Annotated in this window: 14 protein-coding genes and 3 pseudogenes; 7 read left to right on the forward strand and 10 right to left on the reverse strand. The window is 67.9% G+C overall.

Going from position 1 to position 19,485, the window contains the following annotated elements; translation table 11 throughout:
• Positions 1 to 53 precede the first annotated feature (53 nt).
• The 5 genes from AC5DRG_RS06890 to AC5DRG_RS06910 form a co-directional block, all read right to left on the reverse strand.
• The gene (locus AC5DRG_RS06890; protein ID WP_491808851.1) at positions 54 to 1,676 is read right to left on the reverse strand and encodes a phosphotransferase; all 1,623 of its coding nucleotides are present in this window, start codon (positions 1,674 to 1,676) and stop codon (positions 54 to 56) included.
• Between the two features lie 13 nt (positions 1,677 to 1,689).
• A complete protein-coding gene (locus tag AC5DRG_RS06895; protein ID WP_491808852.1) occupies positions 1,690 to 2,988 on the reverse strand; it encodes a lysine N(6)-hydroxylase/L-ornithine N(5)-oxygenase family protein in 1,299 nt (432 codons plus the stop codon).
• Between the two features lie 64 nt (positions 2,989 to 3,052).
• A complete protein-coding gene (locus AC5DRG_RS06900; RefSeq protein WP_491808854.1) occupies positions 3,053 to 4,237 on the reverse strand; it encodes an ATP-grasp domain-containing protein in 1,185 nt (394 codons plus the stop codon).
• Between the two features lie 5 nt (positions 4,238 to 4,242).
• Entirely contained in the window at positions 4,243 to 5,484 is a 1,242-nt protein-coding gene (locus AC5DRG_RS06905; protein ID WP_491808855.1) for an MFS transporter, read from the reverse strand.
• Positions 5,478 to 6,731 (reverse strand): ATP-grasp domain-containing protein, encoded by a 1,254-nt coding sequence (locus AC5DRG_RS06910; protein ID WP_491808856.1) that lies wholly within the window; start codon positions 6,729 to 6,731, stop codon positions 5,478 to 5,480. Before AC5DRG_RS06910 ends, AC5DRG_RS06905 begins: the two co-directional genes overlap by 7 nt.
• A 256-nt stretch (positions 6,732 to 6,987) precedes the next feature.
• On the opposite strand from AC5DRG_RS06910, the gene AC5DRG_RS06915 reads away from it, so the two are divergent.
• Entirely contained in the window at positions 6,988 to 7,998 is a 1,011-nt protein-coding gene (locus tag AC5DRG_RS06915; RefSeq protein ID WP_491808857.1) for a hypothetical protein, read from the forward strand.
• A 139-nt stretch (positions 7,999 to 8,137) separates the two neighbouring features.
• On the opposite strand, the gene AC5DRG_RS06920 is transcribed toward AC5DRG_RS06915, so the two are convergent.
• Together AC5DRG_RS06920 and AC5DRG_RS06925 are read right to left on the reverse strand one after the other, a co-directional pair.
• Positions 8,138 to 8,824, reverse strand: a complete 687-nt coding sequence (locus tag AC5DRG_RS06920; RefSeq protein WP_491808858.1) for an SPFH domain-containing protein — start codon at positions 8,822 to 8,824, stop codon at positions 8,138 to 8,140.
• Positions 8,821 to 10,962 (reverse strand): site-specific integrase, encoded by a 2,142-nt coding sequence (locus tag AC5DRG_RS06925; RefSeq protein ID WP_491808859.1) that lies wholly within the window; start codon positions 10,960 to 10,962, stop codon positions 8,821 to 8,823. The genes AC5DRG_RS06920 and AC5DRG_RS06925 overlap by 4 nt, the downstream gene beginning before the upstream one ends.
• A 110-nt stretch (positions 10,963 to 11,072) precedes the next feature.
• Here AC5DRG_RS06925 and AC5DRG_RS06930 point away from each other — a divergent pair.
• The 5 genes and pseudogenes from AC5DRG_RS06930 to AC5DRG_RS06950 all read left to right on the forward strand — a co-directional run.
• Positions 11,073 to 11,948, forward strand: a pseudogene (locus AC5DRG_RS06930) (ISAzo13 family transposase); the annotation flags it as partial.
• An 88-nt stretch (positions 11,949 to 12,036) separates the two neighbouring features.
• Positions 12,037 to 12,513 (forward strand): transposase domain-containing protein, encoded by a 477-nt coding sequence (locus AC5DRG_RS06935; RefSeq protein ID WP_491808861.1) that lies wholly within the window; start codon positions 12,037 to 12,039, stop codon positions 12,511 to 12,513.
• Positions 12,510 to 13,373 (forward strand): transposase, encoded by an 864-nt coding sequence (locus AC5DRG_RS06940; protein ID WP_491808862.1) that lies wholly within the window; start codon positions 12,510 to 12,512, stop codon positions 13,371 to 13,373. The genes AC5DRG_RS06935 and AC5DRG_RS06940 overlap by 4 nt, the downstream gene beginning before the upstream one ends.
• A gap of 648 nt (positions 13,374 to 14,021) precedes the next feature.
• Complete coding sequence (gene ltrA / locus AC5DRG_RS06945; protein ID WP_491808863.1) at positions 14,022 to 15,452, forward strand: group II intron reverse transcriptase/maturase; 1,431 nt, start codon at positions 14,022 to 14,024, stop codon at positions 15,450 to 15,452.
• Between the two features lie 122 nt (positions 15,453 to 15,574).
• Positions 15,575 to 16,684: pseudogene (locus AC5DRG_RS06950) on the forward strand (ISAzo13-like element transposase-related protein); the annotation flags it as partial.
• 15 nt (positions 16,685 to 16,699) lie between these two features.
• Here the strand turns inward: AC5DRG_RS06950 and AC5DRG_RS06955 are convergent.
• From AC5DRG_RS06955 to AC5DRG_RS06965, 3 genes and pseudogenes are all read right to left on the reverse strand, one after another.
• Positions 16,700 to 17,503: pseudogene (locus tag AC5DRG_RS06955) on the reverse strand (IS256 family transposase); the annotation flags it as partial.
• 133 nt (positions 17,504 to 17,636) lie between these two features.
• Entirely contained in the window at positions 17,637 to 17,810 is a 174-nt protein-coding gene (locus tag AC5DRG_RS06960) for a hypothetical protein (protein ID WP_491808865.1), read from the reverse strand.
• A gap of 84 nt (positions 17,811 to 17,894) precedes the next feature.
• The gene (locus AC5DRG_RS06965) at positions 17,895 to 18,317 is read right to left on the reverse strand and encodes a secondary thiamine-phosphate synthase enzyme YjbQ (RefSeq protein ID WP_491808866.1); all 423 of its coding nucleotides are present in this window, start codon (positions 18,315 to 18,317) and stop codon (positions 17,895 to 17,897) included.
• Positions 18,318 to 18,390: 73 nt separating this feature from the next.
• Here AC5DRG_RS06965 and AC5DRG_RS06970 point away from each other — a divergent pair, with 73 nt between their 5' ends.
• The gene (locus tag AC5DRG_RS06970) at positions 18,391 to 19,482 is read left to right on the forward strand and encodes an NAD(P)-binding domain-containing protein (RefSeq protein ID WP_491808867.1); all 1,092 of its coding nucleotides are present in this window, start codon (positions 18,391 to 18,393) and stop codon (positions 19,480 to 19,482) included.
• Positions 19,483 to 19,485: the final 3 nt, after the last annotated feature.

The following is a 19,485-nucleotide window of genomic DNA, read 5'->3' on the forward strand; positions in this document are numbered from 1 at the left end:
GTTCGAGCCGATGGCGCAACTCCGCCTGTCTGTCCCGGTGCCGGTCCGCCCGGTCATGCCAGCACCGCCCGAGCACGGTCGAGATACCACAGGACATAGGCGTAGACGGCGAGCCAGGCCTGCGCGGTGACGAGCGCCCGCTCGTACTTCAGCCAGCCCGCGAGAGCGTCTGCCGCGCCGATATACAGCCTGGCGCGCAGGACGGACGGTTCGTCCACCGGGCCGAGTCCGGCCAGCAGCCGCTCCTCGAACCGCTTCAGGTTGCCGTCCACGGTGAACGGGGTCGTCAGCCCGGAGAGGTCGAGCGTGCCGTTCGGCGCCGCGGGCAGTTCGGCCAGCAGCGCTTCGGACGTACCGTCGGCGATGGCCTGCAGCAGGCCGCTCATGGGCAGCGCGCTGTGCAGCAGGGTCGCGAAGTCGTAACTGGGATCGCCGAACCCGATGTCCGGCCGGTCCCGGCCGTCCCACACCGTGCGGGGATCGACGAAGACCGGAGAGCCGTCCCCGCGGCGCAGCATGTTCTTCAGGTGCACGTCCCCGTGCACCAGGCACCCGGAGTCGGGCAGCAGCGAGGCGGCAGTTTCGTCCAGCCAGCGCGTCATCGCCGCGTACCCCGCCGGCCTGGCACCGGTCGGGAGGACGACGTCCGCACCGAGTACCGCTGCCAGGTCCCAGCCAGGGAAGAAGGTCCGGAAGGTCGTGACGAACCCCTCGTGTTCCACGATCGCGTGGAAGCGCTCCCGGAGGAGGTAGTCCGCGACGGTGGGCCGCTGCGGTCTCGCTGTCGAGTCGTAGAGGACGCTCAGCGACCGGAGGTGGGGTTCGAGTGCCAGCAGCGCGTCCCCGGCGAGTACGAATTTCGCCTTGTCGTCGAAGACGACGCTGTCGAGGGTGAGCGGATCGACCTGCTCCATCAGGGACGTCGCCTGCGCGCCCTCGCGGTGCACACCGTGCAGCACCGGGAACAAGGGAGGGTGGCCCTGCGCGGTGAGCCGGGCGTTGACGTCGGCGACGAACGCGGTCTCCGCCTCGATGACCGCGCACGGCCCGACCTTGGCCACGAGCGGGACGCCTGCCTCGAAGGCCACGATGCCCAGCGAGTCCGCACCGTTGGCGTAAGTGGCCGTCACACCGCTCGGTACAGCGGCCTGACCGGCCCCGGCGGCCTCGGCCCAGTCGTGCAGCCGATCGGCTGTGAGCATGTCGATGACCGCGCGGGTGTGCGCCACGCTGTCAGCGATGCCGGTGACGAGGAGACCGTCACGTGATCCGCCCAGCACCATGGTCCAGCGCAGCAGGAAGCGGCCTTCCTCGACATCGGTGTGCGGCACCTGCGCCGCGTCGTCCTCGGTGAACCGGGCGATGGACCGGCTGAGCGCGCCCAGATGGGCGTGCCTGTCGGGCGGCTCGGTGCTCGCCGCGACCACGGTGATACCCAGCTTGGACAGCTGCCCTGCCGCGGTGGACAGCAACAGCATCTGGTTGGTGCAGCCGGAGAGCTGCGGGAACCGCTCGCCGACTCCGTGGCCGGGATAGGCGAACACGACGGCGACCTGGTCCGCGGGCAGAGGCGTACCGTGCCGTTCGAAGACCGCGCGCACCAAAGCACGCTCCTGGTCGGTCGTGGTACGCACGGTGCCGTGCAGGTCGGGAGTCGTTGCGGCCGGGATACTCACGGGTTCGGCGCTCCTAACGGGATTCGACGGACGTGCTCTTGGCGATGGACTCGACGATCTCGGCGGCGCGCACGGGCATCAGCGATAGCAGCACTTCGCTGAATCCGTGCGTGGCCTCCGCGAAACCCTGGAGGTAGATCCGCGGTCCGAAGTCCTCGGCGCTCTCGATGGCGTAGTCGCGCCGGATCGCGTAACGCTCCGGGGTCTCCATCCGCAGGTATCCAGCGAGTCCGGCCAGTGCGGGGATCGGCATCGGATAGCGGTAACCGGTGGCGAGGATCACGGCGTCGGCGTCGACCTGGCTGGTCTCGCCGCTGTCGAGGTGGAAGTACGTGGCCGTCGCACGGCCGGCGTCCGAGCGGGCCCCGACCAGTTCGGTGAGCCGATGGAGAGTGAGCGCACCGCGCCCGGAGGACAGGTCCTCGTAGTACTCGCGGTAGATCTGCGGAATGAGGTCGTAGCTCACACCGGTATGGGCGGCGAGGCTGTAGTCGTCGATGATTCTCTGGCGGAACTCGCCGCTCTGCCGGTAGAACCAGTCCGGGAACTCGGGCAGGAAGAGTTCGTTGACGAAATGGGTGTCGTCCTCGGGGCGCAGGGCGAAACCGCGAATGTTCGTGGTAATCCGCGCGTTCGGATAAGAACGGCGCAGGTGCATGAACACATCGGCGGACGTCTGGCCGGAGCCGACGACATTGAAGTGGTACGGCGCGGACAGGTCGTCGAACGCGGTCTTCAGCCGCTCCCGGGTCTCGGAGGCGTGGAAGACCCGTTCCTCGAGTTCAACACCCTCGGGGACGTTCGGAACGCCGCCGGGCGCTATCACCAGATTGTGGGTGAGCACCGTGCTCGTCTCCCCGCCGGCCAGGTCCCGGACGAGTACCCGCAGCAGATCCGTGCCCTGCTCGCCCGGCACGGCGGTCACCTCGACGACCTCGGTGCCCCATCGGACGATGTCGTCGAACTGCTCGGCGGCCCAGGCGTAATAGTCGTTGAACTCTACGCGCGTCGGGTAGAAGGTGCGCAGGTTGATGAACTTCGCCAGCCGGTCCCGGCCCTGCTCGGCCAGGTAGTTCAGGAACGAGTAGCGGCTGCGCGGGTTGCACATCGTGATCAGGTCCTTGGTGAAGGACACCTGCATTTCCGCACCGTCGAACATCAGCCCGGAGTGCCAGGCGAAGCCGGGTTTGCGGTCGAAGAAGACCGAGCGCAGCGGGCGGCCAACCTCCTCCAGGGCTATCGCAACGGACAGGTTCGAGGGACCGAAACCGATTCCGACGAAATCATGGATGTCCGGTTCGTTGATGTGCACGTCAGGTTCTCTCCCTTTGTGAATGGAAGGCAGGACGGGCTGAACGGCGGAGCGTGCCGAGCGGTCAGTCGCGTCGGCACAGAGCGCGCAGTCGGTGTTCGAGCTGTTCCTCGTCGGCGCCCTCGACCAGGAACCCGGCCTTTGCGTCCACCGCGTCGACCGGGCCGGTCTGTTGTTCCGGGCCCTGGGGGGCGGAGAACTCGACGAGCCAGTCCGGTCGTTCGACGGGGACCTTGGGCTGCGGGCCACCGGTCCAGAGCAGCCAGCCGGTCGGGGCGGCCGTGCGCGCCAGTTCCCCGGGCCGCGTCCACAGCCCGGCGGACAACAGACACGCGGCCCGGGACAAGTCGACGCCGTAGGTGTGGCGAACGGCGTTCTTGATCAGCGCTCCGCCGGTGCGGCAGGCGACCTCACCCGCGAAGAGCGCGCCCGAGGAGTCTTCGAGGAACTCCAGGTGCAGCACGTGCACTCCGTGGCCCGCGGGCAGGTTGGCGACGAAACGCTCGGCGGTGTCGATGAGCAGCTTCGTACGGAGCGACCCGGGATCGAGCATGACCGAGCCGAGGTTGTCAGTGCGGAACCGGTGCGGCGGGCTGAGGTATCGCGACGGCGAGACGAGCGGCGCCGTGCCTCCGTCGACAAGGACGTCCACGTGAAGAACGGCGCCCGCGATGTACTGCTCGGCCATCAGGCCACCGCTGTGCAGCGCGGTGAGCAGGCCGGGGTCCTCGAGGCACGCCCGCCGGACCGACGGCCCGTCGGCCAGCACCCGCACTCCGACGGAGCCGGCGCCGTCGCGGGGCTTGACGACGATGGTGCCGAGATCCTCCTGGGCCGCGTGCAGGTCCTCGCAGCAGCGCACCTCGCGGAAGGGCACGGCGGGCACCGGAAGCCCGTCGAACAGGCGCTTCATCGCGATCTTGTCACGGAACCGCGATGCCGTCGCCGAGCCGAGTCCGGAGATCCCTAAGAGGGTGCGGGCCTCGGCTGCCCGCAGTACGTCGTCCTCCGAATTCGCGAAGATCCGGTCCGGCCTGTCCGCGGCACAGAGGCGGAACAGGTCGCCGGTCGCGGCGGGTGAGGCGTAGTCCTCCACGACCACGCGGCGCACCCCTTCGGCCAGGTCCCCGGCCGCACGATCGGCGTTGGCCGAGGTGAACAGGGTGATACGAACGTGGGGGTCGGCCGCCCGGAGCCAGTGGTCGTACCGCGCAGTCGAGCCGGGCCGTTGCATGATCAGGACGTGCACGTACGTCACCCTTCCGTTTGCGCCGTGACGAGGCGGTGATCGAGCCGGGCGACCGGCAGGGGCAGGAGCAGGACCGCGCCGAGCAGCAGTGCGCCGAGCACGGCCCAGCCGGCCCCGCCCCAGCCGAGTACGACGACGGTGATCAGTGGCGGTCCGAGCACGTCCTGCGCGCTGTTGGCCAGTGCGAAGATCGAGAGGTACTCGGCCTTGCGGTGCTCCGGCGCGTATCTGTAGGACAGCTCCCAGGCGCCGATCGACTGCCACAGTTCACCGAGAGTCAGCAGCACGGTCGCAGCCACCAGCGCGGCCCCGGCGAAGACCGGGCCGAGCGGGACCGCCGCTGCGGCGAACACCACACATGAGGTGATCATCGCGCACCCGGCGAGCCGCATCGCGCGTAGACCACCGCCGTCCTGTTCGGCGCCCTTGGCGAGCGGGACCTGGAGGAGCACCGCCATCACGGTGTTCAGCACCACCAGCGCCGACACCAGCGCGGCGGGTGCGTCCGTCCTGCGCACCGTCCACAGGGGCAGAGCAACTGCCAGCACGGTCATGTGCACGGCGAGTACGCTGTTCACCGCGGTGAGCGCCAGATACCTCCGGTCACTGAACCCGCGCAGAAAGTTCAGTCCGCCTCGGCGCACGGGCGGTGGTGCCGATTCCACCCTTAGCCGTGCGAGCAGCAGGGCGGCGACCACGAACGACGCGGCGTCCGCCAGGATGATCGTTCGGTACGCCGAAGCCGATCCGATGGTCAGCAGCGGAGCGGTGAGCAAGGCGCCGAGAGAGAACCCGACGTTACGCACCGAACGCATCGTCGCCATGGCACGCGTGCGGTCCTGGCCCGGCACCGCCACCGACACCACCGCCTGGCTCGCGGGCGAGACCACGCGCTCGACGAGCCCGAGGAGCGCCGACACGACGACGAAGGCGACCGGCCCGTGCACGAAGGCGAGAGCCGCGAACCACACTGCCCGCCACAGCTGATACACCATCAACATCCGACGGGCGCCCCACCGGTCGGTGAGGACGCCGAACGGCACCGTCGCCAGGAACGCCGTCAGCCCCGTGACAGCCAGTCCGAGACCTACCTGTGCCTCACTCAGACCGACCACGCGGATGAAGAAGATCGTGGACCCGGCCAGGTAGAAGCCTGTCCCGACGGAGTCGAACAGCGTGATGACGGCGAATGCCCGACCGGCCGCGGACTGCGGAACGTAGGCCCGTAAAAGCCGTTCGATCAGCAAGTGCGGACCTCAATCAGCCCGGCCGCACAGGCCGCGTTCCGCGCGGCGTGCACGGCCGTCGTGCCGGTGGCGAGCAGATGTCCGATGCGATCCCAGGAACTGGTCGGTTCCCTGACCACTGTGCCGGGATCCGCGGTCAGCTCGACCTCGCGTACGCCTTCAGCGGCTCGGCTCTCCGCCAGCCCCGTGACCGTACGCACCACGCCCGGCCGTGCGGACAGGAACCGGATCGCCGCGCCCGCGACGGCCGGGCCGCGGGCGGGTGCGCCGCGCCCCTCCAGGACGCCGAGCAGGTCGGCCACCATCCGGCCGCCGTAGGCGAGGTCGATGAGCACGTCGATGCTGTCGCCCGGTAGCCGCCCCGCGCACTCGACGAGATGTGGTCGTACCCCGTCGACGAGAATCCATTCGGCGTGCAGCACGCCGGACCCGAACCCTGTCGAGCCGACCAACAACCGCATCAGCCGGGTAAGTTCGCCGATGACCGCGGAAGGCAGCGACGCCGGGACGACATGCCCCAACTCCACCGGCGACGGACCCGGCTGCAACAGCTTCTCGGTGACGTTGACGAACAGCAGCTCACCGCTGTCGACCAAGCACTCCACGCTGACCTCGGGCCCGAACAGCCGCTCCTCGACGAGGAAGCGGCCGGCTCCCCTGTCACGAGCGCGCATCCTCGGCTCATCCGCCGTTGTGGCGTCCTTCCATGCCGCCGCCGCGTCGTCCTCGGCGTCGAGCAGCCGGACACCCAGGCTGGCCTGCCGGTCGACCGGTTTCACCACACAACGGCCACCGCGTTCGGCCCGGAACGCGACGACGTCCTTCACGCTTTCGGCCGGCTGCCAATAAGGCTGCGGCAGTCCGGCGGAATCGGCGTGGGCTCGCAGGGCGGACTTGTCCCGCAGAATCGCCGCGGCCGATGTGCCCGCGCCGGGCAGTCCCCACGCGTCGGCCAGAGCCGCAGCGGCAACCACGCCGTACTCGGTCGCCGGGATGACGGCGCGGACGTGTTCGGGTTTCGGAACCGCACGCAGCACCCTGGCAGGGTCCTGTTCGTCCTGGACCGGCGCGTGGACAACGGCTTTGACGCACGCATACCTCGCGGCCCGTCGGTGCGCGTCACGCGCTGTGGCGACGTGTTCATCCTCCACGACGAGCACGGAGGCCGCTGGTAACAGGCCGTCAAGGTCCGAGATCAGCCCCTTGCTGAACCCGCAAAGGACATGCGTGACGTCCACGAGTTGCATCCCCCAATGAAGCAGTGAAAGTCGAACGACGAACCCCGGCGGAGCCTGTGGTGCACCCTCGCTTCCCCCTGAGTTCACTTTGTGAACATGCCAAGGCAGTCTAGCGATCACACCGGTTCTGTCTAGCAGTTTATGGCGGACGCCCCCGATCCGGCTCACCGCCCGCTGCGAAACGTTCCTTGTCAGGTGCGCTGTCGATGGGTAGCGTTCCTGCACGATTGCGCCGGCCGGGGAATGGCTGCACAGGAGGTGTCCCGTGCGACATGAAATTCGCTCCTCGTTAGCGGATGAGTCGGAGTATTTTGACGAACTGGACAAAGAGCTCGGACCGGCGGGTTCCTGGGGACGACTGCTGGCGCTTGAAGGCGACAGGAGATGGCGGATCGAATACCACACATTCAGCGGTGATGCGGATCACCCCGTGGCGGTTGTGCCGGTATATCGCAGACGGGTGAAAAAGTGGCCAAATTCCTTCTATACGCCACATCTGGTGGACGCCGACAGCGCCCCGGCCACCGATGAGTGTCTTCTCGTCGGCGGTCGCGACGGCGTGTCGTCCTCACTGCATGTGCGCCCCGATGCACGCAGCCCTGAGGTATACCGAGAGATCCTGCACGCGATTCGGGTCAGCTACCCGGAAAGTTACCGCTATCTGTACTTCCCCTGCTTCCCCCGGGCCCAACTGGACCTGGTGAGCGATGCCCTCCCGACGAAGCTGCTGCGTGCCCCGATAGGCCAGGACGCGAGGCTGGACCGGCTCTTCGGCGACTGGGAAAAGAGCCTGTTGTCGAAACAGCGGTCAACGCTGCGCAGGGACGTCGTCGATTCCGAGCGTCTGGGCGTGCGAACGGCCGTCTTTTCCTGGTCCGAGGCTCGTGAGCAGGCCGCTCCGTTGATCGTGGAGCATCATCGCCGGAAGGCAATGGTCGACCACCCGGACCTCGTTGATTTCAGGATCCGGCAGTGGGAGGCCCAACCCGGGGTGCGGATACTCGTCTACAAGGCGTGGAGTCCGGGCGTCACAGGAGTTCTTGTGGCAGCTGTCTGGAAAGACTGGATGGATCTGCTGGAGATAGGTCTCTCCCCTGGCAGTGCTGAAGAACGGCGATGCGTCTACGCACAGCTGATCGCACATCTCCCCGCGTCGACGGCCAAAGCGATGAATCTGACGAAAATGCGCGCCGGTCTCAGCGCCAAGCAGGCGAAATCCGCCCGTGGCGCGTACTTCTCCGAAGTGGAATCCGGCCTTTCGCTCATTCCGCGTTGAGCGGACTCGCCCCGCCACGGCCACCGTGCGCCGGGTCCTGCAGCGCATCGATGGTGACGCACTGGATACAGCCATCGGCAGCTGGCTCGCCCGGCGCGAACGCGCCGCCGCCAAGGAGGTGCACCTGCGCCGCTGGGGCCTATGCTTCCAGCGCCCGGACAAGCGGGTTGCCGAGCAGGACGCCGAAGTGGTGCGTAAGGGCGCCAGGAGACCTGGCCTGACCTGAACGGACCGTGTCAGCTTGGGATAACTCAAAGTGCAGAATCATACGAGCGCCAGCCCCGTGTTCAAGAGGCGGCCTGTCATCCCAGGCCGAGCGGGACAGCGCCAGGTAGCCGGACAACTTTCCAGCTGCGGAGGTCACGTCTACGGCTGGCGTTCCGGTGCGGTCCCACGTGCTGTCACCCCCCCCCCGCATGCCGGGCAGCCGTGTTACCTGCTGTGCTGCTGCGAGTTCCTCGCGCGCTTGGTCGAGTTCGAGTGACAGTTCGGCTGTGGCGCGCACGAGGGCGCGGACCCGTTCTCGCTCTGCGGCGAGTTCGTCCTTGGTCTTCGCCAGGGCGTCCCTCAACGCGGCGTTTTCGTCGGCCATGTGCTGGGCGACCTGCGGGGTGAAGTTCTGTTTCTTGGCCCGCGCCTTGAACTCGTCCACGAGGTCCTTGTGGTCGCCGTAGACGACATCGCGTCGTAGCCCGCACTCGGTGATCAGCTCGGTCCCTGTGAGTTTGCCGGCCGTCGAGCGAAGGGGTGAGCCGGCCAGGAGGCGTGTCGCTGCGGCGCGTATCGCATCGCGCTCCGCATCTCGGTCTCGGTTCCTGCGGGTCATGCCGCCTGACCGCCCTTCGTGTGTGCGGCTGCTGGCCGCGACGTCTCGTGTTGTTCGATGACCGCGAGGATCTGGTCGGCCTGCGCGGCGGCGCGGTCCCGGCGCGGGCGCGGGGTCATCGGATCGCGTGCCTCCGTCATCAGGACGGTCAGGCGCGTGCGGTGGTCGGCGATGTCCCGGTCGGTGTAGGCGAGGTTGACGCAGATGCTGCGGCAGAGCGATTCATCGGGTCCGTCGTCGGCGGGCAGCCCGAGCAGGAGTTTCTCCTTGCGGCATGCTGCGGTTTCCGCGCGATGCACGCAGGTCATGGCTTCGCCGTGGTGGATGTCGGTGTCCGTCTGCGCCAGGAGGCGGCTTGCGCTGGCCTGTGCCCGCACGGTGCGGCCGAGGAACGCCGTGGCGCCGGCGGTGCGGCGGCGGTATTCTGCGGCGGCCGGGCCGCTGACGTGCTCGTGTTCTTCCTCCAGGCGGGTCCAGTCGTCCTCGGACTGTTCCAGGACCGTCTCGAAGCGTTCCACAGCGACATCGTCGAGCCACGAGTCGTCGTCGTTCGCGGCGTAGTTCAAAGTTACTTTCGTCTTGAGATGGCCGTACTGCAACGCGGCGGCGATCAGGCCGCGAGGGCGGCGCACGATGAAGTACGCGAGCGTACGCCGGAACCGGGAGGCGTGCAGGTGCTTGACCGGGTCGGGCGGTATCGCAGCGGTGCCGCTGACCGACGTGAAGGCGGAGTTCACCCAGTCCTGCAACCGCTTCAGCTCCGTGTTGGTCTTCTTGGTGTCCCAGGTCCGCGCGCCCGCCCGGCTCTTGCGCCCGCTGCTGCCCGGCAGACGGGTGGGGAACAACAGGTCCGTCTCGTGCAGCGACTCCAACAAGGCGATGGCCTGGTGCACCGGGCTGACGACGGCCCAGGGACGGGCCGGCGGCCGCTGCGTCTCCGCCGCGTTGCGGTCGTACCCCTTGCCTCGGTGCCCGAGCAGCAGCAGTTCCCCGGACTCGGCGTCTTCCGCCCGGCAGCCGCGACGCAGATTGGCCACCTCACCAGGGCGCATACCAGACAGGTATGACACTGTGACGAAGCATGCCGCGGTCACGACCCAGACGAAGGCGGGGAGTTCGGGTGCGGTGAGCGGTCGTTCCCGCCAGGGACGGCCGTCGATCCGTCCCGTGATGCGGCCGATGAAGAAGTCCTCAGCTACCAGCAGCCCGGCGGCTTCGGCCAGCGACCGGGAGGTTCCGGACAGGGAGTTGGACAGCGCGGGCAGCCCGATGAGGCAGGCCAGATACTTGAAGTCGATGGTGCAGGGGTGCTCCGGGTCGCCGGGCAGCTCCCTGCCCTCTTCACGCGCGGCCTGGAGGAAGAGCTTCATCCGCTCGGTCTGCGGCAGCCCGTCGTACCGGCGGTGGCTGAGGTGGTCGCCTGTGTACAGCTGCCGGAATTCCCGCCACGCGTCGCGGACGTCCGGCCCGATGTCCTCCACGATGCGCAGAGCCCAGTCCAGCAGCGCGGTCATGGTGGCGGCTTCGATCCTCGGAGTCTTGTTGCCCCGGCCGGTCTTGATGTCCTCGGCCAGTTCCCCAGGGGAGCGGCCCTGCCACGGCACCGTGACGGACATACGGTGTTCCGGCGGCAGTTGCGGCGCGTATGCCCAGATGGCGCGCACGGCGCTCAGGAGCTGACGGCGCGTGTTTGTACTGGCCTGTATCGCCCGCACGTGGTCGAGGTACCGGTCGAGATCGTGATCGGTCACGTCCCGAAGCCGGGCGATGCCGCGCTGCTGGAGCCAGGTCGCGAAGACGCGGAGACGCTTGAACCACAGGAGCACCGTGGCGACGCTGGCCCGGTCCAGTCCCGTGATCCTGCTCAGGGCCGGTGGATAGGTGCAGTCGAGCACCGCGAGGGTGAACACCTTGAAGTCGTCCACCAGAACGGAAGGGAACGTCGGCCAGTACAGCATGATGGGCTGGGTGTGCTGGTCCGGCTGCGCCTCGGCCAGGGACCAGGTCCAGTCCGCAAACCGTGACAGCGATGCCGGATCGATGCCGTGCCACAGCGGGCGTGCGCGAAGGACGACGATGTCCGCGAGCCGGTGCGGCAGTGACGGCGCGACCGCCTCGTCACCCAAGGGCATGGTCATCGCAGGTCCATCCGTCCGCTCATCAGCTCATTGATCATCTTTGTCTGCGGCTCGGTGAGCTGCGGTTCCAGGTCGTGTTGCCGCATCTGAATGAGCGTCAGCGGCGTCTGATGCTGGCGCAGGAGGCGCGATTGCTCGGCCACGGTGGGGTACGGGCCGTGGCGCGGCTGGCCGGGGTGAGCGAGACGACGGTCCGCAACGGCGTGTTCGAGCTGGAGTCAGGCGAGGATCCGTTGCAGGACGGGTGCGTTCGGCGTCCCGGGGGTGGCCGCAAGCCCGCTGAGGAAAAGGATCCCTTCCTGGTTCCGGCGTTGTTGCAGCTGGTGGAGCCGGACGAGCGGGGCGATCCGATGTCGCCGCTGCGCTGGACCACGAAGTCCTTGCGCAACCTCGCCGTGGAGCTGACCGGGCAAGGGCATCGGGTCTCCGCTCCTACCGTCGGCCGGCTGCTGAAGGGGCAGGGTTTCAGTCTGCAGGTCAGCGCCAAGACGCTGGAGGGCAAGCAACACCCCGATCGGGACGCGCAGTTCCGCTATATCAACGAACAGGTCAAGGAGTGCCAGTCCGGCGGTCAGCCGGTGATCAGCATCGATGCCAAGAAGAAGGAGCAGCTGGGACAGCTGCCGACCCCCGGGCGGCAATGGCGCCCCGCCGGGGATCCGGTGCAGGTGGAGGACCACAGCTTCTACTTCATCGGTCCCGACGTCGAGGTGGCGATACCCTTCGGCATCTACGATCTGGCCCGCGACAGCGGCCGGGTGAACGTCGGCACCGATCACGACACCTCGGTGTTCGCCGTCGAGTCGATCCGCCGCTGGTGGCGGGCCCGTGGCCGGGTTGACTACCCGGATGCCGGCCGGTTGCTGATCACCGCGGACTGCGGAGGGTCCAACAGCTACCGCTACCGGCTATGGAAGGCCGAACTCGCCGCGTTCGCCGCCCAGACGGGCCTCACGGTGAGCGTCTGTCACTTTCCGCCGGGCACCCAATGCCGTTGTTTGCGTGGTCAACCAGTGTTCGCTGATCGGGTGCCCGGTCGCTGCTGCGGTCGTTGGTCAGGTCATGCATCCGTGGGTGGGGTTGTCTGATGATGTACGGCTGGGGGTGCTCACCGAGTGGGTGACGCCCGAGTTGGTGGATGAGGTGCTGGGCGAGTGTGGCCGGGGCGGGGTGAAGCCGGGTGCCTTGTCGCCGAGGTTCATGGTCTACTTCACGCTCGCACTGGCGCTGTTCGCGCAGGACTCCTACGACGATGTCGCGGAGAACCTGGTCGGGGCGCTGGAGGGTATGCATGAGACGGTCCCGAACCGGGCCTCGTTCACCCGGGCCCGCCAGAGGCTGGGGCAGGAGGTCCTGGAAGCGCTGTTCGCCCGGGTCCGCGGGGCTGTGGGGCCGGCGGATCTGAGCGGGTCGTTCTGGCGCGGGATGCGGCTGGCCGCGGTGGACGGGTTCGTGCTGGACGCGCCGGACAGCCCGGCCAACCGGGCGTTCTTCGGTGGGCCGACCGACGCCCGTGGGGCTGCGGCTGGGTTTCCGCAGGTCCGGGTGTGACACTGACGGAGACCGGCACGCACGCCTCGATCGACGCCCGCGTCGGCGGCTTCAATGGCGGTGAGCGGGAGCTGGCGGTACAGATGGCCGGTTCGGCGGCAGGCATGCTGGTCATCATGGACCGGGGCTTCCCGGGAGTGGAGCTGTGGAAGGCGTTCACATCCGCCGGGGCGCATCTGCTGCTCCGGGCCCGGTCGACGGTCGCGTCTCGACCGGTCGAGGTGCTGCCGGACGGGAGCTACCTGGGGCGGATGAGCCTGGCCGGTCAACGGGCCTCGCACCCGGGCGGGGTGACGGTGCGGGTAATCGAGTATCAGGTCGACAGCGGCGAGATGATCAGACTGCTTACCGATCTGATCGATGTCGAGGCCTACCCCGCCGAGGAGCTGGCGGCCCTGTACCACGAGCGTTGGGAGGCCGAGTCGGCATACCGCCAGCTCAAGACGTTCCAGCGCGGCCCCGCACAGGTGCTGCGCTCGACGGCCCCGGCCCTGGTGCGCCAGGAAGTCTGGGCGCATCTCGTGGTCCACCACTGCCTGAACCGGATCATCATGAGGGTTGCCGGCGGCGAGCGGATCGATCCGGATCGGATCTCTTTCGTGAAGATCCTCAAGCACGTCCGGCGCAGTGTGGTCAAGCAGGCCAAGGATGCAGCATTGGCCATCGGCTCGTTCCTGGCGATGCTGGAGGCGAAGGTCCGCCGCAAGCTCGACAGCGGTTCCCGCCGCAGCCGTTGTGCACCGCGGGTCCTCAAGCGTCCGGACTCGAAGTACTCGCCGTCGGTCAAGAAACGGCAGCACGGCCCCACCTGCCGGGTCCCGGCCAAGGTCATCACCTTGAACCCGGTGATGTTTCACTAACTCAAACAACGGCATTGGCCGGGCACCTCAAAATGGAACAAGGTCGAGGTGCGCCACGAGGCGCCACTGTTACCGGGCAGGGGTGAAAGAACCCTGCCGCCGGGCTGTCGCAGCAGTCCGGTGAAGCTGAGGGCAGCCGATCCGTGGAGACGCGCGGGGAGGTAGGAGCAGCCCTGACAACGACGGAGCGCGTCGGTACTTCCAGACGGCGCGTGTCCGGCAAGCAAGACGAGACGCCGTACGAGAGGAACCAGTGTCTGACGTCCCGTAAGTGTTCCACCGGCTCCAATCTGGAGGATATGGGCCGGGTGCAGCGCACGCCGCCTGTCGGGCGGCGACTTCGAAGCCGGTCTTTCGATGCTGGTGAGAAGGCCACGCTGAATGCCTGCGGCGTAGGCGTGGCGATGCTGTCGGGGTAGAGCTGGGCGGCTCGCTCGTCGACCGGAGAGTGGTGAACGTGGGAAGCGTGCTGGAGGTGCCCTTCCCGGCTGGCATCCAGTCAGCCGGTGGGCAGGCCCGTCGTCGGCTGACGGCTCCAGCACGTGGCGGAGGCCCCGTAGTAGTCCGAGCGCACGAGAGGTGCGTACATGGCGAAGGGGGCCAGCAAGTCAGTGGCCGAAGTACTGGAAGACCAGGAGGTTTTCGCCGGTGAATACCGACGAACTTGAGTCTGCCACCTATGTGGCGGAGCGACGGGTACTGGAGATCCAGACCAAGCTGCACCGTTGGGCCCGTGATGATCCTCATCGCAGGTTCGATGACCTGTTCAACCTTGTCGCCGATCCCGCGTTCCTGCTGGTCGCGTGGGATCGGGTGCGGGGCAACAGGGGTGCGAAGACCGCCGGGGTGGATGGCCGCACTGCGGCGTCCATCGTGGAGCGGACGGGAGTCGAGGAGTTCCTCGGCGGACTGCGGGACAGCATCAAGGACCGTAGTTTCCGTCCGCTGCCGGTGCGGGAGCGGATGATCCCCAAGCCGGGCGGTAAGTTGCGCCGGCTGGGGATCGCCACGATCGCGGACCGGGTGGTGCAGGCATCCTTGAAGCTGGTGCTGGAGCCGATCTTTGAGACGGATTTCCTCCCGTGTTCCTACGGGTTCCGTCCGAGCCGCCGGGCTCATGACGCGGTGGCCGAGGTGCGCTTCTTCACGTCCAAGTCGTATGAGTGGATCGTGGAGGGCGACATCAAAGCCTGCTTCGACGAGATTGCACACTCCGCTCTGATGGATCGGGTGCGCAAGCGCGTCGGAGACAACCGCGTCCTGGCCGTGGTGAAGGCGTTCTTGAAGTCGGGCATCCTCGGCGAGGATCGCCTGCTTCGGGAGACCACCGCCGGTACCCCACAGGGTTCGATTCTCTCGCCGTTGATGAGCAACGTGGCGCTGTCGGTCCTGGACGAGTACATCGCCCAGGCGCCGGGAGGTCCGGGGTCCATGCCCTGGGCGCGGGACAAGCGGCGTCGTCAAGGTTTGCCCAACTACCGGCTTTCCAGGTACGCGGACGACTGGTGCTTGATGGTTTCCGGCACCAAGGACGACGCCGAAGCTCTGCGCGAGGAGATCGCGGAGGTGTTGTCCACGATGGGTTTGCGCCTGTCCGTGGAGAAGACACTGATCACCCATATCGACGAGGGGCTGGACTTCCTCGGGTGGCACATCCAGCGCCACCGCAAACGGGGCTCCAGCCGCAGCTACGTCTACACCTACCCCTCGCGCAAGGCCCTCAAGGCCGCGATGGGCAAGGTTAAGACGATCCGCCGCGGAACAGCCACCGGCCTGCCACTGGACGAACTGCTCATCCAGATCAACAAGATGCTGTTCGGCTGGTGCATGTACTTCCGCCCCGGGGTGTCCAGCGCGACCTTCCAGTACCTCAGCTCGTACACATGGAGCCAGGTCATGAAGTGGCTGCGCCGCAAGCACCACCGGATCAACAGGAAGGACCTCCGCCGCCGCTACTGCGGTGGAGGTTGGTGGCCATCAGGAGAGGAACGGACACTGTTCGATCCCGGCAAAGTGCGCACCACGCGCTACCGATACCGGGGAACGGTCATCCCTTCACCCTGGCCGACCACCGGATGAAGACACCTGTCCATAGTCGAACGGGACTTGTGGAGCGCCCGGTGCCGTGAGAGCGGCACGCCGGGTGCGGGAAGCGGCTCTGGGGAAACGGCTCGATCGAAAGACGAGACCGCGCCCCGGGCCGACTTCACCACCGGCTGTTCTCCCACATCTCCATGAACTGGCGTGGCAGGCCCATGACCAGCCACGAAGTCGTGGTCAACAGCATCGCCGCGACCCGCACCCGCACCGGCCTGCGCGTTCACGCCGAGCTGGACACCGGGACCTACCCGGTGGGAATCTCCGTCAGCCGCGAGCACCTGCGCTCACTATCGATCACGCCCCATGACCAGCACGGATCCTGGAACTACACGATCGCCCCAGTCGGCACCACCGGCGACTGCGCGATCAACACCAGCGACCGCGACCACACCAGGTCACAGGTCCTGGCGATGCTCGCCGACCCGCGCCTGAGCGGCATGACCTCAGCCGAACTGGACGCACTGTGCGCCCAGTTGGCTCCCGCGCAGGCCGCCCGGGCCGAACAGCGCAAGTTCCAGCAGCGCGGCGGCCGGCGCCTGCAGGCCCCCGGAGCACACGGCAAACCCCTGCTCTCGCACGCCGACCGCATCCTGATCACCGTGATCTACCTGCGCCGCGTCTGCTCCCAGAAGGTCCTGGTCGACCTGCTCGCCATCAACCCGGTCACGATCGGCCAGGCCATCGGCGAGACCCGCACCCTCATCGACGCGCAGAAGATCACCATCTCGCAGACCGCGCACTACTTCTCCTCCGCCCAGGAACTGCACGCCTGGGCGCAGGGCGGCGCCACCACCAGCAAAATGGATCTCGCCCAGACTCTGTCTGACCCCGCACTCACCGACATGTCCCGTCCGGACTTCCAGGCGCTGATCGACCGGATCACCGTGCCCTACCAGGCCGCGCTCGAACAGCGCCGGCATCACCAGCGCGGCGGTGATCGACGCCCGGGAACCCGTGGCGGCGTCTTCCGTCAAAAGATCACCGACGCTGACCGGATCCTGGCGACGGTCCTTTCCCAGCGAGATCTATGCAACCAGCAGACCCTGGCTGACTTGTTCGGAGTCAGCCGCGGCACCATCCGCAACGCCATCGACGACGTCCGTCCCCTCCTCGAACAAGACCCGCACGTCCCGACGCCCGCCGAACGACGCTTCGCCACCGCCACCGACGTACTCGCATCCGTCACAGAAGACAGCGAAACACCATGTTGAATCCTTACGGCTTCAGTGAACCCGGCACCTTTGCCAGGCCGCGCCGAGGAAAACGGTGCGGATCGCGGCCACCAGACCGCTGTGGCTGTCGGAGATGACCAGCTGGACGTTGTCCAGGCCGCGGGCCCCCTGCGAGCGCAGGAACTTCGTCCAAAACGGCTTCGACTCACTGTCGCCGACCTCCCCCACTCTCGGCTTCGCTCGAGCGGGGGGACCCCCATGCCCCAGGATCTCGCGGTGCCCGGTGGCGGAGATCCCGGTCGCGATGACCACGGCCTGCGAGGCGATCCGGTGGTTGACCCTGGCCTTGCAGTAGGTGGCGTCCAGGAAGACGTAGGGCAAGACGGTGTGATCCAGCGGCCGTTCCTTGAACGCGGTCAGTTCCTCGTCCAGCTCGCCGCAGATACGGGAGACCTCGGACTTGGAGATCCCACTGTCCGCACCGAGTGCTTTGACCAGGTCATCGACCGAGCGGGTCGAGACCCCGTGCACGTATGCCTCCATCACCACGGCGAACAGCGCCCGGTCGATGCGCCGGCGCCGCTCCAGCAGCGATGGGAAGAACGACCCGCTCCGCACCTTGGGGATCTTCAGGTGCAGGTCGCCGGCCTGCGTGGTCAGCAGCCTCTCCCGGTGGCCGTTGCGCCAGGTCGTGCGCGTCTCGGTGTGCTCACGCGGCCCGGCACCGATCACATCGGTGGCCTCGGCCTCGATCAGCTCCTGCAGGATGCGCTCGCACACCACCCTGATTGCTTCAACTCCATCGGCCCGACGTAGTGACTCCAGCTGCCGCATCAGCTCAGACTGGGACAAGGCCATCGCGTGCTCCTCCGGTTGAACTGCCCGTTCACCAGGGAGACTTGCGCGATGGCCTGCCCTTGTTCAGGGAGCATGCACCACCAGCGGATGCACGCCCCGGGCAGACACCCGCGCGTTCCGGGACCCTGCCCGGCTACACCAATTCATGGGACGCGATCCAGCCGATGATGTGGCCCCCGACAGACGCAGCGGTGGTCAGCACGTCCTCGCGTTGCCGCTCCGGCGACGACGTGGCGAGCTTCATCCGCGACGGTCGCCGAACGCCGAGCAGGCACTTTCCGCATCCGTCGTAGGGGCGTTCGATCATGTTCAGGTCCGTACCGCGCAAGACTTCTCCGTTTCGAACACGCAAGGTACGGAGATTTCGCGGCCACCCCCAGGACGATCTTGCTCAGCCCAGGAAGCTCAGTCGAACCTGACGGTTGACATTAGAGATGTTGGTGTCCACCAGACACACCGACTGCCAAGTCCCCAGTTCCAGCCGCCCACCCAGCACCGGCAACGTCGCGTGCGGCGGGACAAAGGCCGGGAGGACGTGGTCGCGGCCGTGGCCCGGGCTGCCGTGGCGGTGCTGCCAGCGGTCGTCGGCGGGGAGGAGAGTGTGCAGGGCGGCCAGGAGGTCGTCGTCGCTGCCGGAGCCGGTCTCGATGATCGCGACTCCGGCCGTGGCGTGGGGCACGAAGACGTTCAGGAGACCGTCGCGGCCCGCGGCCGCCTCCCGCAGGAAGGCCTCGCAGTCGCGGGTGAGGTCGAAGACCGTCTCCCGAGATCCGGTGGCGACGTTCAGTACGCGAGTGGTGAAGGCATCGGACATGCCCCCATCCTGGCTCACACGCACGGGGTCCCGCCTCGGGAAGATCCATGACCCGTGCACGGTTGGTAGAAGCGTGAACAACACGGACGTGACCGAGGTCGAGGTAGTCGTCATAGGCGCCGGGCAGGCGGGACTGGCCGGCGCCTATCACCTGCGGCGTACCGGTTTCGAGCCGGAGCGCGACTTCGTGGTCCTCGACCACTCCCCCGGTCCGGGCGGCGCCTGGCAGTTCCGGTGGCCGTCGCTGACGTACGGCAAGGTGCACGGGATGCACGCGCTGCCCGGCATGGAACTGACGGACGCCGACCCCGCGCGGCCGTCCTCGCAGGTCATCGCCGAGTACTTCGACACATACGAGCGCACCTTCGGCCTGCGGGTCCGGCGGCCGGTGGATGTCCGAGCCGTGCGGGAGGGCTCCGGCGGCCGGCTGCTCGTCGAGACCTCGGCTGGTACGTGGTCGACGCGGGCGCTCATCAATGCGACCGGCACCTGGGACCGGCCCTTCTGGCCGCGCTATCCCGGTCAGGAGACCTTCCGGGGGCGACAGTTGCACACCGCCCAGTACCCGGGGCCCGAGGCGTTCGCCGGGCAGCGGGTGGTCGTCGTGGGCGGGGGCGCGTCCGGCACGCAGCATCTGCTGGAGATCGCTCCGTACGCCTCCGCCACCACGTGGGTCACGCGGCGGCCGCCGGTCTTCCGCGAGGGCCCTTTCAGCGAGGACGTCGGCCGGGCGGCCGTGGCGCTCGTGGAGGAGCGGGTACGGCAGGGGCTGCCGCCGAAGAGCGTCGTCTCGGTCACCGGGCTGCCCCTGAACGACGCGATCAGGCAAGGGCTTGAGGACGGCGTCCTCGACCGCCGGCCCATGTTCGACCGGATCACTCCCGACGGCGTGGAGTGGAACGACGGGCGACGCGTGACCAGCGCCGTCGCCGACGTCATCCTCTGGGCGACCGGATTCCGGGCCGCCATCGACCACCTCGCCCCGCTGCGACTGCGCGAGCCGGGCGGCGGCATCCGCGTCGAGGGGACGCGAGCCGTCGCCGATCCGCGGATCCATCTGGTCGGCTACGGGCCCTCGGCGAGCACGATCGGCGCCAACCGAGCCGGCCGGGCGGCCGTACGGGACATCAGGCGGCTGTTGGCCGAAGAGCCGGTCGCCGCCTGACGT

It is taken from the genome of Streptomyces sp. JLBG701 (assembly GCF_058544905.1).

Excerpts from the sequence above, each read along its gene's own strand:
- AC5DRG_RS06960 (WP_491808865.1), bottom strand. The coding sequence starts at position 17,810 with ATGATCGAACGCCCCTACGACGGATGCGGAAAGTGCCTGCTCGGCGTT.
- AC5DRG_RS06920 (WP_491808858.1), bottom strand. The coding sequence starts at position 8,824 with ATGACCCGCAGGAACCGAGACCGAGATGCGGAGCGCGATGCGATACGC.
- AC5DRG_RS06925 (WP_491808859.1), bottom strand. The coding sequence starts at position 10,962 with ATGACCATGCCCTTGGGTGACGAGGCGGTCGCGCCGTCACTGCCGCAC.
- AC5DRG_RS06910 (WP_491808856.1), bottom strand. The coding sequence starts at position 6,731 with ATGCAACTCGTGGACGTCACGCATGTCCTTTGCGGGTTCAGCAAGGGG.
- AC5DRG_RS06965 (WP_491808866.1), bottom strand. The coding sequence starts at position 18,317 with ATGTCCGATGCCTTCACCACTCGCGTACTGAACGTCGCCACCGGATCT.